The following is a 16,265-nucleotide window of genomic DNA, read 5'->3' as shown; positions in this document are numbered from 1 at the left end:
CTGCGAAGTAGGGTTCGTCCACGCCCAGGGCTTGGAGTAGCTTTTCAAAGTTGGTCATTGTTGCGCTCATTTTCAGGGAACTCCTCTAAGTGATTTGCATTATCAGAGTAACATAAAAGAGAGCGACGTCAAGTATCATCTTGAAGAAATACGTCTTAGATGGTGATAAATCCTGGTCCGAACTGCTCGGCCGGGAAGGCGTTGCTGCGTCGGGATAGAATCAGATTGCCGTTGGTCAGCAATATGAGAGAAACGGCTGAGGTGAGGGCGTAATTGGAGGTAATATTCGAGGAATTGTACTTTGAGTCAGCCACAATGGCAGCGCTCTGAAAACGTATTCCCAAAGGCAGCGGGTCAGGGCGACCCTTCAGGCGCTCTCTTTATAGGGGCTTGACAAAGTAAATCAGAGCGAGCATTTAGGGGGCACTTAAATCAGAGTGAGGATGATCTGCAATGTCATTTCTTCGTGCCTATCTTCGAGCCTCGACGCGGGAGCAAAATGCTAACCGCGCAAAGGAAGACCTCATCAGGTTTGCCGAGGAGCGCGGCTTCAAGATTGCTGCCACCTATGTCGAAAACGAGAGTGGCGCTTCTCTTCAGCGTCCAGAACTGTTCCGCCTCCTCTCCGATTGTGGTGCGGGCGATATCCTTTTGGTCGAACAAGTTGACAGGTTGAGCCGACTTAATGCCGCCGACTGGGAACGCCTAAAAGACGAAATCAGAACGCGCGGGGTGCGTGTGGTAAGTCTCGATCTTCCGACGTCATGGGCGCTCCTTTCCGTGGATCGTGACGACATACAGGGCCGTATCCTGGATGCTGTGAACGCAATGATGCTCGACATGCTGGCAGCTATCGCGAGGAAAGATTATAATGATCGCAGGTACCGCCAGAGACAGGGCATCGATGGCGCCAAGGCGCTGGGTAAGTTTAAGGGCCGACCCGAAGATACCGAACGCAATGCAGAGATCATGCAGCTCCTCCGCGAGGGTAAGAGCTGGCGCAGTATCCAGAAGGCAACCAAGGCGTCCAACTCCACGCTGGCTCGGCTATCGGCCCGCCTCAAGGAGGAAGCGCCGGTGGGAGGATAGCCATGGGGTGGTTTCGGAAAATGCTACGGGCGGTGGACCTGGCGCTGTCCGGCCCCGATATGTCGCACCTCTATCCGCGCCAAGGGATGTCTACGCGAGAGCAATGGGAGCAACTTCCGGTGAAACGCCGTGCTGTGTCATGGGATGTAGAGGGGAGGATGTTCGTCCACGAGTTAAGGCGCTGCCCTCAGACTGGCTTGAAGGTCTGGCTTAAGCGGGAGATCGATGGGAGTGACATGGCATGAACATGATCGAAGATGCCTTGATGGCCCTTGTTGGCTTTCCGTTGGTGACCCTGCTGTTCGTTGCCGTGGGGTATCCAGCGGGCATGGTCCTGTCGGACCCACTCGTCAGTCCGCTAGCCAAATATGGCGTGTCGCTCACGCTCGGCTTCTTCATCTACGTGTTCCTCCTTCGGCCTGCCGGATGGTGACAAGACGCTCCCGAATTGCTGTCAATATGGAGTCTGAGAGCATCGTGCCAGCGAGCGATCGGCTGGCGGACCAACGCTTTGAGGTGCGGCACTCCTGCTTCGTCTGTAATGTGGTTGCAATGCATCGCTCTGAACATAACTAATTGATTTTGCACCATAAATAATGTACCTATTGCTCCTCAGTTTTGTGGAGAGCCAATGGTCGTCCCAGCCTTTTCAGCCGCCCCTCTCGTGACCCTGAGCCTCGTCTCATCCTGGGCCTTCCCGTCGCATGACTTTGCGCGGCCGCCCTTCGTCAGGCGGTGGACCATCATACATCGACACAATGAGGTGCCGTTCTGGACACAGGTTGGCGTAGTCATCGGGCGGAGTTCCCCGCAGATCACAGACGGTATCATAACGGCGCTCCACATGGCGGCGCTCGCTGAGCTGACACGGTTCGGCACCAGGATCGTTCCCGACATCTGGGCGTATCCCCGGACGGTCTTCTCTCCGAAGGACCGGGAGCAGTCACCGGGCAGGGTGAACGGCATGCGCTACCACTGGATAATGGTTCATCGACCGACACGAGAGTGGTGCAACGTCAAGACGCTCCTTGAGGGCGGCCCCTATACGCGTGAGCGGAAACGGGCACTTGAGGTCGCCGCTGTCTGCGCCAAGCGATACCACCACGAGGGCTTCGACGTTTCCGACTATCTGTCCAATCTGCGGTGTCTGTTCGACGCCGTGGACCGTAACAATATGCGCCTGAAGAGGAGGCAGCAGCTTGAAGCTTGATGAGGGTTATAATCACCTGGAGCAGATCGCCAAGTGCCTCCGTATCGATCTTCTGGCCCGACGGAACTGCAAGTGGATGGACCTGAAGAGGTGGGACTTTGGGTGGGACTACGTTGACGTCCCGAGACGGTGGCCGAACCTCCGCATCTTCCTCGGGCCGTTGGAGGTAACCTTCGGTCTGTATCTACTGCGTCCATCTGACAGGAGCCCGACTGCGAAGAGCGACCGGGCAGCTGAGTGAACCATTTGGTTGTATTGTCGTAACTCGCTGTTCTGATTAGCGAATCGGCTTAAACAGCCTATTCCCACTATCTCGAAGTACCGGAGTCTCAAAAACGGAGTCAGACCTTTATGCTCTTCTACCTGAAGCTGTGCTGATATGCCGCCGCCCCAGTGGGAGCGGGAGACAAGTCTGGCTGAAATCAATGCTTCAGATGGGACGAATTGATCACGGAATTTGTGCAAAATTGTACGCGTTCGACATATCTCATCAATAGTCCCCTGCGATCAAGGCCACCTAAAGCCACCATCCCAGTGACAAGCCATCTAGCCGACTTTCGGTCCCTAGCCGCGAGGTGCTTCCGCTTGTCCTACGCTCACCATCATCATCTCGAAAAGGAGACCCCAATGTCCGCATTCGACGGCAAAGATCATGATGCCCTACTCGTCATTACGAGTGGCGCCCACCCACGTGACAAGGAGTCCGGGTCCCCACTGATCGGCTTAGGGTGTTGCATCGTGAAGGATGGCCTAATTCAGGCGACCTATTACGCGCCTGGCTTTAGCTGGGACCCGCCTGTTATCTTCGCTGATTGCTGCGAGAGCCTGCTGGAGACCTACCTTTCACCTAAAGCCACCCTAATGGTGCATGCCACGGGCTTGGCGAAGCGCGTCCGGGATGTGGCCAGCTCGAAGTCTGGCTTCAACTCGCAAGGACGGCGATATGCGGGCCTAAAGTCGCTCAGCAAGCTTGTCGAAGCGCACGACGCAGGGCGTATGACATTCCGCGAACTCGACAAGAACAACTTCAATTTTCTGCTTCCATATAGAGCGGCACAGGACGCGGCAAAGCAGGGTTTGGGCGAGGCTCAAGGCATGGCCTCCTTCATGCGAACCATGTGGGGACGCGATCCGGATTACCTCGCAACGCTGCAACACGCCGGCAACTTCAAATCCTAACGTGGTGGCACCTGCATGAGAACCCCCATTGTCCGCATCTCCGCCCCATCACCAATCACCCCCGTCGCTCAGCCAGTAGATGCTATATCCGATCCACAGGCCCGGCACCCAGTCCGCTTTGGGATGTCGCCAAGGCGAGAACCGGGCAGGGTATTACGCGCCGTGGGCCATCCACCAGGAAGACTCCTACGGCGCGATGTCTTGCGCCCCACAAACCTCTGTGGAGATCTACGATGGAAATCCAAATAACGGTTGCCGCATGCTGGCTTGCGGGCGCGGCTGTGATGCTCGCAATATGGTGGGCCGTACGCGGAGCGGGCCTTTAACAAACGTCAGGGAAACTGACTGTAGAAGTTGTGGATTCCGTAGCGAGCATCCGACTTGAATTCCTCGTCCAAGTGGCGCAATTGATCAGACGCTGGCTTGAGGTCCTGAAACTGCTGCAACGCAAAGTATGCGCCACCAAAAAGAGCAGCAGCAGCGCCGAGCGCCGTGCCGAGCACTGCAATAGTCCCCGCTGCGGTGCTTGCGCCTGCGGTACTTAGCAGGACCTTACCGATCTCACATTTTACCTTGAAACCTAGCTGACTTCTCTCGTCTTCAACTTCGGCGGCCTTTTGTCGATAGTCTCGAATTTGTTCAGAGACCAGCCGATCAAAATCTGCTTCACCAGACAAACCCCTCGCAAGCCCAGCAGTCGCCTCAAATAAGGCATCGCGGGCTTCGGCCTGACGCCCCCAGGCTACGGTTCGAAGTTTAAGGACATCGTCAATGGTCATCTGATCAAGTCTGTCGTAGTCCAGGTATTCGTCGTGTGCCAGCTTCAGAGCCCTGTTGCGGTAGTTCCAGTAGGGATCAACCTCCGCAGCGAGATCGACGAAATGGGCACCGTTCGAAACAAGCTTCCGTAAGATCGAGTCGTGCGATGGATGAACTCCGTGCGGAACAAGTCCCTTGGTCATGCAGTAGCCGGCAAGTTTTAAGACATGGCCGATCCTAGCTCGCGCTATGTTAGACAGGGGCGCACGGTACTCCTCTAAGGAAAGTGGAATGGTCAAGTCTGGTAGGGGCGGGAGATCATTGATGGTCCCGTCAGCGTTTCCACGTTCCTCTGCGATTTGAAAAATCCGATCCGGTACGCCGAATAGCCACTTATCTCCGACCACTGCGGCCGATTGTAGGTCCATATCCGCTGCCGCTGCGCGGAATAGCAGTAGGAGCGCGTCTAGCTGGAGAGGGAATCCGCCTACGTCCACCATACCAATCCGAAGCTCAGGTGCTGGTGGTTCGTAAGTGCGGATTACAGAGATAACCCCTTGCCTAATCGCTGACCTAGACTCCTCAACGACCAGTGAGAAGTCATCGTCAAAGCTTTGGATCTTGCCAATCCGCCTTACAGGGTTGGAGGTCGGCAGGGAGATCATCGGTGGCATTCCTAATGCCATCGGGAACCCGGTTGCCGGGAACAGATCGCGGTCATCCGGATCTAGCAAATGAACCTTGTCATAGGTCAAAAGTGCCGCCTTGACGTCATTCAATGATGGCGGCCGTTCGGAAGTCAGTAACAGCGTTGATCGCATTAGGATCCTCCGAAGACGTAGGGTACCGCCTGTAGATTGAAAAAGCGACTGCCCCACCATCATCTCATCTTCCGACGAATTCAATACGAAATCTGGAAACGTGCTGGGGAAGTCCTCGCGCACATAGGCTTGGTGACCCACGGCGCCAAGCAGTGGACAGCACCAAGACCTCCGTCAACGAGTTCTCCGACAACGCCCGCAGTCAGTCCGTAGCGGCCGGGATCGCAGGCGGCATGTCCCAGTTCATCACCGGCCTCATCGGCGCAGGGAAGATCATGGAGGCCCGCTACGGTGCGGAGGTCGCCGGGAAAGTCGCCAAGACGGCCTATGAGGTCGGCAAGGGCGTACTCGCAGGCGCCATCTCCATGGACCCGCACGAGGAGCGCCTATCGAACCTCATCCAAGAATTCCCCGCGCTGGAGAACCCAGTGGCGGACTACCTGGCGGCCAAGCCCGAGGACACCAACGCCGAGGGCCGCCTCAAGAACGCTATCGAAGGGGCTGGGCTGGACGTAGCTCTGGCCAGTGTCTTCGCTCTCGGTCTGAAGGCCGTGCGGTATGCCCGTAGCGGCGACCAGGAGGCGGCCAAGGCGGTTGTCGCTGAGCTGGCTGACCCCAAGATGGTCGAAGCGGTCAAGGTCGCGGAGGACAATTCTGTCCGACCTGTTGAGCAGCCCCCTCAGGTCACTATGGTGCCACCTGTCTCCAAGCCAAGGGTGAGGGTGAAGGCTGGAACTGATGTCAACGCTGGGAAGGTTGCAGACGATCTGGCCGTGGGTGAAAAGCCTAGGGTCCGCGTGAAGGCAAACTCCCAGGCCGACCCCAGCGACGAAATGTTCATGGCCGCCGAGAGGGACATCGGGGACTACATCAGCGAGCCGGTCCTCACGGCAGGGGCACCCCCAGGTCTACCTCAGACCAGCATCGCTAGTGCGACCGAGAAGCTCACGGCACTCGCACCTGAAGGCATCTCCGAGGACGAGCTGCGAGCCATCATCCGGGGCACTGAGTTCGACCTCATGGCAACCGAGCAGGCTGGCTCCCGCATCGATGCCGTCTCGCAGGGCTACAAGTTCGCCCCAGAGTCATCCATCCCGTGGCAGAAGCTCAACACGCCCGAAGATGTCTCCACCCTCATCGCCAATACCACCAACGTCCTACGCTCCGATCTCGACCTAAAGAAGGGCGGAGCGATCCTCACAGACGCCAAGGTCGAGCAGCAAGTCCGCAACATCGCGAAGTTCTTCAACGAGGCCCCCGATGAAGTCATCGGGATGATCTCCAAGGCGGGCGATGCGGCTGCGGGGATGGTGAAGCAGATGGAGGCAGGCTACCTCCTGTCAAACCGTATGTTCCTCGACGCTTGGGACGTGACCAACAAAATACGCTGGGGCAACCTCGCGGAGTACGGTGATGATGCTGCGGCTGCCATGCAGGAGGCCCGTAGGCGGCTGCACGTTGCCTTTGAGGTCTACTCATCGGCCCAGTCCATGCGCTCGGCTGCGGGTCGCTCCATGCGACGTATGCGGTCGGAGTTCGCGGTGCGGCCTGACCTCGTGCAGCAGCTCAACTCGATGGATGACGACAAGCTCCTCAAGCTGATGGACAGCACAGGCGGCGACCCACGGAAGATCAAGGAGATGTCCACCCCAGGGTTCCTCCGAAGGGTCCTGGACGAAGCGCAGTTCTCCATGCGGAACGGCCTGCTGTGGCTCTACCCCACCCACATCGTCAACATCACCGGCAACGTCTACATGCAGGTCGCAAGGCCGCTGGAGAAAGCGGTGGGGGCAGCCTTCCTGTCGCCCTTCAAGAAGACGGCAAGTCCTCTCCTGAAGCAGGCCACCAAGGAGTTCTACTACACGGCGGCGGCCATCCACGACGGCTGGACGGCAGGCTGGGAGGCGTTCATGAAGGGCGACTCCAAGCTGGCCCCTCATGCCTCCGACTGGCTGGACACTAACGACGCTGCCCAGACGGCCCACCAGTCGCTCGGGATGCCGACCTTCAGGCCCTTCGACTCCATCGAGAACCTCTGGCACAACCTCCACGTCTCCTCGCTCTACAGCAACGTCACGGGGCTGCCCACTCGGGCTCTCGGCGCCCAGGACGAGTTCTTCAAGACGCTCCGCTATAGGTCCGTCGTGCAGGCCCGCTCCGCTATGGACGGCATGGAGCTGGGGCTCAGAGGGAAAGAGCTGAAGGACCACGTTGAGGACAGCCTCCGAAAGGCATTCGATACGGAAGGCCGTGCGGTAGACCGCGAGGCGCTCCAAGAGGCCCAGACGGCGACGTTCAATCAGGAACTCCTCCCGAACACCGTAGGGTCTGCGGTTCGAAACGCCCGCTCCCAGGTGCCACTCCTCGGCCTCGTACTGCCCTACGTCAAGACACCCGTCAACGTGCTGCGGTACTCGTGGAAGAACACCCCCGGTCTCAACCTGCTTCAGGGCGAGTACCGCAAGATGATCATGGGGAAGGCAGGCGTCGAGCAGCAAGCTCAGGCGATAGGCCAGATGGCCCTCGGGTCGCTGTTCATGATGTCCGCCACCACGTTCGTCTCCAACGGGATGATCACTGGGGCTGGGCCGACTGATCGGAAACTACAGCAGCAGCTCGTGTCTCAAGGGTGGAAACCCTACTCGTTCCACTGGACGAATGCCGATGGGACCGAGACCTACTTGCCCTACTCACGGTTCGATCCGCTGGGCATGGTGATGGGGATGACGGCTGACCTCTACGCCTACAAGTTGGCTGGGGGTAACGATCAGGACTACGCCGAGGCGGCCATGGCGACCACCATTGCGCTGGCCAATAACTTCTCGGAGCGGACCTTCCTCCTCAACGCCAACCAGCTCATCAGGGCGCTCTCGGAGCCTGACCCCAACGCCAAGACCTTCCTGGGCAACATGGCGGCTGCGGTCATTCCAGCATCCTCCGCGCTGCGAGGCTACGCGAACTCCGACCCGTATCTGCGGGAAGCACGGAGCTTTGTGGATCGGGCCTTGAAGGACATCCCTGGGTACTCTGACAACCTGCCACCACGGCGAGATGTCTTCGGGGAGCCTCTCCTTCGGCGCATCGGCCTCACCACCAACTACGACCCGGATGTGGTCGAGGCGGAACACAACAGGATGATCCTGGAGAGCGGCGAGGGGATTAGCGTCCCTGGATCGACGCATAACGGTGTGGACCTCCGAGACGTGCAGCTCAGCGATGGGCGGAATGCCTACGATGTCTACCAGGAGCTTGCTGCCAACCCGTTCCCTGGGGCGGGTCTCACACTCAAAGTTGCCCTCAAGCGGCTCATCGAGTCCGACGCCTACCAGATGCTCCCAGATGGCGAGGCTGGCGTGCGCGGCACCCGGTTGAACGCCTTCGCGGGCATCGTCCAGGACTACAGGGCGGCTGGCTACAAGCGGCTGTTGAAAGACTACCCAGAAGTAGGTCGCCTCACGCGCCGCAAGCAGGCCGAGGCTGCTGGTCAACTCAAAGAAAACATCACAGGAACCCCAGGAGCCGCATCCGATCTGATGAAGGCGCTGGGCTACTAGCCACTCACCTGGCGTCACTAAGGAGACAACCATGCTAGAAATTGCGGTTGCCACGCTCTTGCTTTTACTCTTAGGACATGGATTTCCCTTCAGTACCGTCAGCCAAAATACTTACGCTCAGATTTACCCTATTGAAAATTCCATTGCGCAACTCCTCCAGCGACTGCCTACCCATGAAGCGAAGCTCCATCTCCATTCTGCTGTAGCAGAAGTCCTGAGAGGTTATAGTCCTGTACCTCGCGTAGGATTTGATCCTCCTCGGCACGTCTCCCATCGCGAACATCTCCTCTGGGGTGAAAGCGAAACGCCCGGCGAAGAAATCGACGTTACCAGGTGGAAAAATAGAGCTCCTCTCGTGGGTAACGATCAGGAAGGGGTTTCCGTCACGAAATTTCTCATCGGCTGCGTCCCCATTGACTATTGTAACATCGAACGCAGGCGACTGACCTGTGTTTCTCCAGGCGGGCTGAAGCACAAAGTGCTCCACTATGCCTGTCTTCATGTCGCCATTCATGTCCATCTTCCAGTCGATAAGACCAAGCCACGCGCGGGTCTGCATGTGCCCGAGTTCCCGGGTCAGCAAAATCGCATTTCTTGTCTCCACCAATTGTTCATGGACCAACGAGACGGCTCGCCAACTAATGCCTGCCGCAACGAGGGAGACCACGGTCATGAGCCATTGCGCATAGGTATCAGCAGGCCTGAACAAGCCAAGATGGACGGGCTCTGGCTCACCGTTTTGATTTTGGGCGGCGGCCTCCTGATACCCGTGCTGAGCTATTTTGTCGCCGCCGTAGCCCTCAGCGAGGGCAGAAGCCAAAGCAACGCCAGTGATTGATAGAAGCAAGAGCGCAACAACGCTCAGTGCAATTCGGTCACTTCGCCCCAGCATCGCCATACCCTCATTCGTCCTGCCACACTTAAGCAAGTTCTCATCTAGACCGCCTTCGCGTCAACCGGTGCAACCACTCGCCCCCAAACTTCCTTCAACTATCTTAGGAGGCCTGAACCTATGGCCCAGACCAGCCCGTATCTTATTCCGTCCCTAATCGGCGGCATCTCAGAGCAATCCCCCCAAGACCGCCCATCGTCCACGTGTGAGTACCAGCAGAACTGCCTTAACGACCCGCTCAATGGCTGCTCCGCGCGGCCCGGCGGCGTCGTGGTCGGCTCTGTGGCCTACTCCATGTCTGATCCATTCATTCACGACATCAGGCGCTCCCAAGACGAGCACTACAAGGTGATGATCGAGGGAGGGGTGATGATCATCGTCAACATCATCGACGGTGAGGTAGCTGAACAGACGGACCCTGAGGTCGTAGAAGACTACCTGACCCACACGGGGCCTGCACGTCTCGCCTTCACGGCAGTCACGGTGGAAGACACTACGTTCATCATCAACAAGCAGCGCACGGTGGCGATGGACTCCGCCCTGAGCGACGTTAGGCCTAACAAGGCTATGTTCTACTTCAAGGCTGGATCGTATAGCACGAAATATAGAGCTGCCATCAAGACCGACGCAGGCACGCTCTGGGCGGAATACGTCACTCCCGACAACACAGACCCGGAGAACGCCAAGTTCATCACTACTCGTAGCCTAGCCGAGGGCCTGAAAGAAGCGTTTCTGATTGAACAAGCCGCCGTGGCGCCTGCCTACAACGGGTTCACCTTCACCAAGGATGCCTCGACGGTCATCGTGGAGCGGTCCAGCTCGACGCCCTTTGAGATCGACACGGAGGATGGCATCGGGGATACCCAGTTGATCGGCGTGACGGAGTGGGTCTCCAAGTTCGAGAACCTCCCAGGCCGCGCCCCGCACAACTATGTGGTCGGCGTCCGTGGGTCTAAGGCGGACCAGAAGGATGACTACTGGCTTGCCTATAAGGGGGGAGGCACTACGGGCTACTGGCAAGAGATCGTCAAGCCAGCAACCCCTACCCGGCTGGATGAGGACACCATGCCTCACCTTCTGCTCAACACCGCGAAGGGTGCCTTTACGTGCTCTAAGGGGACATGGAACACTCGGATCAGCGGCGATGGAGTCCTGTCCGCTAAGGACCCGACGTTCGTTGGCCGCAAGATTAACTCGGCGGGGTTCATCTCGGGCCGCCTTGCGCTCGTCACCGAGGGCACCTTCATGCTGTCCCGCGCGAGGAACGCCTATTGCTTCTTCCCGGATACCGCCCAGACCCGCCTCGATACGGACCCCATCGGCTTCGAGATCGCGAACGGAAAGTCTACGATCATCACTGGGACTGTGGCGGCGAGCGGGAGGCTTCATTTCTGGGGCGACCGAAATCAGATGATCCTCGACAGCGGCGATCAACCCCTGACCGAAGAATTCACGGATTGCCTTCCGGCTGCGACCTACGAATACGACGGAAACTGTCAGCCAGAAGCGTTGGGGAAATCCTCCGTCATCTTTGGAACCGGAGTTGGCAATGGCGTTGCGCTCAAAGAGGTGGTGTATCGCAGTAGCGTCCCAATCGGCGAGATATCTCTCAACGATCACTGCCCTAAGTTTATCAACGGAGCCCTTCGCGAGATCGCAATCGGTGACGCTGCGGGCGTCTTGGCGATCCTCACCTCCGAGCCGAACACCGCATATATCTACCAGTGGCTCAATCAAGGCGACCAGCGGGTCCAAACCGCGTGGAACAAGTGGACCTTCCCGCTGAGCAAGCGGGTAGTCTCCGCCGCAGTAAGAGGCAAGGCGCTCTATCTCCTCTTTGACATCGGCCCCAAGTTGGTTGTCGAGCGATTCGATATCGACTCCACGGACCTTTCAGTGCGGGACATCAGGCTTGACCACCGGATTACCCAGCAAGGCGCTACCTACGATGATGGGGTTGCCACCCTCACCCTCCCATACCCGGTGACGCTGAGCCATAGGTCACGCTTCAAGGTCATCCGCAACGAGGATGACGGTACGGGAACCTACGGTGCCGAGGAGCTGGACTTCACGTTCAACGGCTCCAACCAGATCATCGTCACGCTGCCCCCCGATGCACCAACCTCCAAGTTCTGGTTCGGTGAGGTCCCCGCTGCGGCAAGGCTGACCATGAGCCAGCTCTACGTTCAGACGAAGGGTGGCACGATGCTGCCTGACAAGAACCTCATCGACAAGCTGAAGGTCAGCCATACGGATACCTCCGAGTACCGCGTTGAGGTTCGCGACCCGACGACGGACACCCTGGTCGTAGACGAGGGGTTCGATAGCCGACAGGCATTCACCACCACGCCAAACAACAAGCTGTCCAAGAGCCGCAGCGGCGAGAAGACCTTCCCCGTGGAGCGTAAAGCCCACGAGGTGGAGATCACGCTTGTCAACGATACGATCTACCCGTCGCGGTGGGTCCAGGCGGAGTACCACTTCGCGGCGACACGATAGGCAAAGGGGTTGGCGCGACTCAAACCACATCCACGTAGGTAACCGATATGATAAGCGATGATACCGCCTATCCCCAGGGGGCGGATGCGGCGTTCTACGACCAGTATGTGCTTGCCAACAAAGGCGAACTAGGGGGCATAGCGGAGCAGGTGTCGAGCAGGGTGGAGGGGCATTTTGCCGGCGCTGTCAGAAGGGATGCTGCCAGTCGGCGCCGCGCTATCGTTGCTAATCTCCTCGCTAACCTCGCCGTGCAGGCGCTTGGGCCACCTGACGCTGTGGCTGGTAGCCTCGCGGTCCCCACCGCAGATCGGGTGATGACTCGCTACGACAGGAGCGACTACCCTAAGCGGCAGCTTAGATCAGTTCTTCAGGCGTTAGAGATGGAGGGGGTGATTCGGCGCCACGACTACGTCTTTAAACAGCGAGCTACGACCATCGAGCCCACCAGTGCGCTGCTCCAGGAGTTCGAGCGGTGCGGCGCCGATCTCGGAGATGTGTCACGGTTGAGTGGCGCGGAGGCGATCTGGTTATTGGCGCGTACCGGCGAGCGGCATCATAGCGGCGGCGCTCTCCCCAAGGTCAGGCTGGCTTACGAGGACACAGCCGGCACCCTTGCCCTTCGGGAGAAGATGTCCGTCATCAACGACCATCTCGCGACCTATGACCTGAAGTATGATGCTCGCCCGATGGCGCCTCAATTCCTTCGACGCGCGTTCACCTTACGCTCGCTCGATGAAGCCCCCGCTTTCACATTGAACGGCCGCCTGTTTGGTGGAACATGGCAGAACATCTCCAGTCGCCATCGTCATCTACTTACGTTGCGGGGAGAACGCTTGGCCGACCTGGACTATTCCTCCATGTTTGCCCGTTTGGCCTATCTCAAGGCTAAGGAGCCGATTCCCGATGGAGACCTCTACGAAATCGGCGGCCTGGAGAGCCACAGGGCAGGGGCCAAGACGGCACTGCTTTCGCTCCTCTCGCGTTCGGCGCCAATGAAGTCGCTGACGCCGGAGCTGAAGGATATGTTACCGGATGGCTGGACGGCACGACGGCTTACGGAGGCCCTGGCCTCCCATCATCCCCGAATCGCCCATCTCTTCGGGTCTGACGTGGGGCTGGAACTTATGTTCGCGGAGAGTAAGCTCCTCGTGGCGGTCCTCCTGAAACTAGCAAAACTTGATGTGCCTGCCTTGCCGATGCATGACGGGGTGATGGTTCCTGCTGACGATGCGGACAAGGTGCACTGGGTCATGGAGCAGACATCGAAGGAGGAACTCGGGGTACTGATGCCCGTGAAGTTGAAGCCCATATGGCGTCCTTCTGATAACCGCTTACTAATGGGGGGGCTGGCCTCTGGGTAGGGTCTCCTAGTGGTCTTGTGGTGTTGATCCGACATCATCATCTCAATACCCAGAGTCGCTTCTTTGAGCACCGGCTTAGTGCTCAAAGTGACCAGGTAGTACCGGAAGGTTAGCAAGGATGAGGAGGAAGGAAACCATCTAGCTACCCAAAGCACTGCCCCTCCAGTTCGTCCCCTCAGCAGCATAGAGGATGATGGTGTCTCACTCGCGCCAGCGCCACCCCACGCCATCCATCGAGCCGCCCTTGACTCTTTTCCCAAGGCGTGAACAAAATGGGAACATATTCCGTTGCGACGGGATGCTTCCAGCTTGTAGCCCAAGGAGAACCGCCATGGCAGCGGCCGGACAACTGCGCCTTGATGTGGACACCGGATGTAACCCCCCGCATGATCCTATTGATTTGGCTGACGCGATGATCGCTGCCTACGGTGGCGATGCCAGGCGGGCAGTCCAGGAGTTGATGCTCGATGCCGACTTCCTCCGTGATCAGCTCGCGACCGCCGTGGCGTTCATCGGTCAAGGGCACACGCGCGGTTGGCGGCCAAAGTACGAGAGGGTGTCGTGACCTACCGCAAAGGCGAGCTGTCCCGCGCCATGATCGACCGAGATTGGCCCCATCAGGTAGCCGTCGAAAGCTATCTCTGCACAGGGAAGCACGGTGATGAGCAGAGAAAGGTCTGCGCCAGCCTGAGCCTGTGTCCAAGGGGACATTCCGTCCAGCATGATGGCGTCGGCTATCGGGTCTTCTGCTTTGCGGACCCCGAGCACGCGCAGCTTTTCCGTGGGCGGTTCAATGGCGTTCCGTTCTACCCTGAGGATCACGGCAAGGGGGCGAATTGGATGCGTTGGAACAGACCAGAGGGCCACGTGCGGCGACCGCTCAGACGAACCTCCAGGGCATTACTTTGGTAAACTCAAGGTTCTCGTATGGAGCGAGGCGGCCTCCGAGGGGCCAGTAGGTATCCGCCCGCGATAGGTGGCTGTAAGGCGTCCACTCATGGGGCGGGCTATGGGGACATTGTCGCGTCGTCCAGCCTGCTCTACATCTCATATTTTCCGGATGACGTAGGGGCATCATCATCATGCGCATCGAAAGGACCGGAGAGGTTGAACGAATTACGCCCCGCTTCCAGCGATTCTTAAAGGAGAGGTTGGGAGCAGTCTCCCTCGATGATGAGGGCGATAAATTTACGCGCCCTGACTTTGAGTGCCTCGATGGGCGCCTTGTGGTTGAATTGAAGACTCTGGAAGAAGCGCCTGAAGGACGCATGGAAAACGCGTTGGCTCCGCTCAAGGAACGCGAGGAGTGGCCGCAATTTTATGGCCAGATGGGTAGCGAGCATATTCTCAAGAGATTCCCAGATCGAAAGGAATTGGAGCGACTCTTGCTTAGCCGCCTTGGACGGGCAATTGTCAATCACGTGAAGAAGGCACAGACGCAGCTTTCAGAACATGCTGTGCGCTCTGCCGGGCGTGAAGCAGGACCGGCCACGAATCTCTTGGTGCTAATCAATGAGGACCACCCGGAATATTCCCCGGAGGCGGTCAACTTTATCGTACACCGAGAGCTAACGCGTGAACGAGAGGCCGGATCGTCGAAATATCAAGACCTGCACGCGGTTGTTTATCTGACAGAGCGTCATGCGGCGGCGGTGGACGGGCAGTTGACGTTGCCGATCTGCGTTATAGAAGGCCCCGCCTTCAGCGCGACTAGTCAGCATTCCGCCGTAGTGGGGGCGATGTTGGAGGGATGGGCCGAGTTTGGTCAGAGCCCAATCATTGGACGAGGGGAGCACATCAGTCCGAAGCTGTTTGACGCTGTCGAGCATGTCCCAGACAAGATGTCGAACTCCGATGCGTGGCGACTCGATTACCGACGAAATCCGCACATGCGGCTGCTCTCTAACAAGGAGCTTCGCCTGAGGTTTCACCAGTCTGTTCTCAGTTCTATGTTTGCCTTTGGACGGCATGAACTACCGAAGCCATCGCAACGCGAAATGATCGAACTCATGAAGATTTCGACTGAGATTCAGGAAGAGTGCAGCCGACGGGGCCTCGCGATGGATTACTTGAACTTTAATCCGCAGAGAATCGAACAGGCACTCCGCAAATCGAGGATGCCTTTGGCACAAAAGGAGTGGCTCCGTAAAACAGTGCGCAAGCCGAATCCACATCAACTTCCGCCGCGCGATCCGGACAGAGGGCAAGCCGAGTGAGTTTGGGATTGACGGCATGGGGTACCCAGCTGGGGTACCGTCGAAGCCGAGCGGATTCGTAAGTATATGAAATGACGGGCTAAACTTCTGCCGAAAAGGAATGGCGGAGAAGATGGGATTCGAACCCACGATACCCTTCCGGGTATACTCCCTTAGCAGGGGAGCGCCTTCGACCACTCGGCCACCTCTCCGTCAGGCGCTGCATTAGACAAGCCGGCCGGGGATATCAAGCCTTTTATCTCACTGGGTCATCATTTTCGCAGGTTATCAAGACGGCGACAGCATGCTGGCCGACCGAAATTTCCTGAGCTGCGGGGCGGGGGCGATAGCGAGCAAAAGATTCGCGGAAAATCGCGCCGGAGCGCAAAATGTCCGTCATATTTCCTTCACGTAACTGTCATAATTGCAAACAATATCAATCATTTCGCGGGTTTTGCGTATAAATTGTTGCAGTTCCGCCACATGGATCTTTTCCATGCCCGAGGCTGCCCGCTCGCCTGCCATTTCCGTGTTGCGCAACGGGCAAAGTTATCTAGCTTCCGGGCAGGGAACAGGGGTTTTCCAGTTTCCAATTTCATTGGGCCGACTAGGGGATGCCGCTCACGCGGCAATAGCTTGGCCCGATCTTAAACTTGACTGGAGGTCAACATGAACATCAAGAGCCTTCTTCTCGGCTCCGCCGCTA

The 16,265-nt window shown here is 58.0% G+C and carries 12 protein-coding genes and 1 tRNA gene; 10 read left to right on the top strand and 3 right to left on the bottom strand.

Going from position 1 to position 16,265, the window contains the following annotated elements; all coding sequences use genetic code 11:
- Positions 1-453: 453 nt before the first annotated feature.
- The 5 genes from AC2YI2_RS19710 (at position 454) to AC2YI2_RS19690 (ending at position 3,478) form a co-directional block, all read left to right on the top strand.
- Positions 454-1,089 (top strand): recombinase family protein, encoded by a 636-nt coding sequence (locus tag AC2YI2_RS19710; RefSeq protein WP_487388188.1) that lies wholly within the window; start codon positions 454-456, stop codon positions 1,087-1,089.
- Positions 1,090-1,330: 241 nt separating this feature from the next.
- Entirely contained in the window at positions 1,331-1,522 is a 192-nt protein-coding gene (locus AC2YI2_RS19705; protein ID WP_487388187.1) for a hypothetical protein, read from the top strand.
- Positions 1,523-1,720: 198 nt separating this feature from the next.
- On the top strand, positions 1,721-2,299 hold the full coding sequence (locus AC2YI2_RS19700) for a hypothetical protein (protein ID WP_487388186.1): 579 nt from the start codon (positions 1,721-1,723) through the stop codon (positions 2,297-2,299).
- On the top strand, positions 2,289-2,540 hold the full coding sequence (locus AC2YI2_RS19695) for a hypothetical protein (protein WP_487388185.1): 252 nt from the start codon (positions 2,289-2,291) through the stop codon (positions 2,538-2,540). The genes AC2YI2_RS19700 and AC2YI2_RS19695 overlap by 11 nt, the downstream gene beginning before the upstream one ends.
- 386 nt (positions 2,541-2,926) lie before the next feature.
- Entirely contained in the window at positions 2,927-3,478 is a 552-nt protein-coding gene (locus AC2YI2_RS19690; RefSeq protein ID WP_487388184.1) for a hypothetical protein, read from the top strand.
- A 332-nt stretch (positions 3,479-3,810) separates the two neighbouring features.
- Here the strand turns inward: AC2YI2_RS19690 and AC2YI2_RS19685 are convergent, their stop codons facing one another.
- The gene (locus AC2YI2_RS19685) at positions 3,811-5,058 is read right to left on the bottom strand and encodes a hypothetical protein (protein ID WP_487388183.1); all 1,248 of its coding nucleotides are present in this window, start codon (positions 5,056-5,058) and stop codon (positions 3,811-3,813) included.
- A 152-nt stretch (positions 5,059-5,210) separates the two neighbouring features.
- Here AC2YI2_RS19685 and AC2YI2_RS19680 point away from each other — a divergent pair, with 152 nt between their 5' ends.
- The gene (locus AC2YI2_RS19680) at positions 5,211-8,612 is read left to right on the top strand and encodes a hypothetical protein (RefSeq protein WP_487388182.1); all 3,402 of its coding nucleotides are present in this window, start codon (positions 5,211-5,213) and stop codon (positions 8,610-8,612) included.
- A 70-nt stretch (positions 8,613-8,682) separates the two neighbouring features.
- Here AC2YI2_RS19680 and AC2YI2_RS19675 read toward each other — a convergent pair whose 3' ends face one another.
- Positions 8,683-9,510 (bottom strand): hypothetical protein, encoded by an 828-nt coding sequence (locus AC2YI2_RS19675; protein ID WP_487388181.1) that lies wholly within the window; start codon positions 9,508-9,510, stop codon positions 8,683-8,685.
- 114 nt (positions 9,511-9,624) lie between these two features.
- On the opposite strand from AC2YI2_RS19675, the gene AC2YI2_RS19670 reads away from it, so the two are divergent.
- The 4 genes from AC2YI2_RS19670 (at position 9,625) to AC2YI2_RS19655 (ending at position 15,580) form a co-directional block, all read left to right on the top strand.
- Positions 9,625-12,003 (top strand): phage nozzle protein, encoded by a 2,379-nt coding sequence (locus tag AC2YI2_RS19670; RefSeq protein ID WP_487388180.1) that lies wholly within the window; start codon positions 9,625-9,627, stop codon positions 12,001-12,003.
- Between the two features lie 47 nt (positions 12,004-12,050).
- Entirely contained in the window at positions 12,051-13,364 is a 1,314-nt protein-coding gene (locus AC2YI2_RS19665) for a hypothetical protein (RefSeq protein WP_487388179.1), read from the top strand.
- A gap of 331 nt (positions 13,365-13,695) precedes the next feature.
- A complete protein-coding gene (locus tag AC2YI2_RS19660) occupies positions 13,696-13,929 on the top strand; it encodes a hypothetical protein (RefSeq protein ID WP_487388178.1) in 234 nt (77 codons plus the stop codon).
- A gap of 517 nt (positions 13,930-14,446) precedes the next feature.
- Positions 14,447-15,580: a hypothetical protein gene (locus AC2YI2_RS19655; RefSeq protein ID WP_487388177.1), complete on the top strand. Its 1,134-nt coding sequence runs from the start codon at positions 14,447-14,449 to the stop codon at positions 15,578-15,580.
- A gap of 101 nt (positions 15,581-15,681) precedes the next feature.
- Here the strand turns inward: AC2YI2_RS19655 and AC2YI2_RS19650 are convergent.
- Positions 15,682-15,771 (bottom strand) — tRNA-Ser (locus tag AC2YI2_RS19650).
- Positions 15,772-16,265: the final 494 nt, after the last annotated feature.

The sequence above is a fragment of the Rhizobium sp. SRI_017 genome (assembly GCF_057586295.1).
This window is presented reverse-complemented; position numbering and strand designations above follow the sequence as displayed.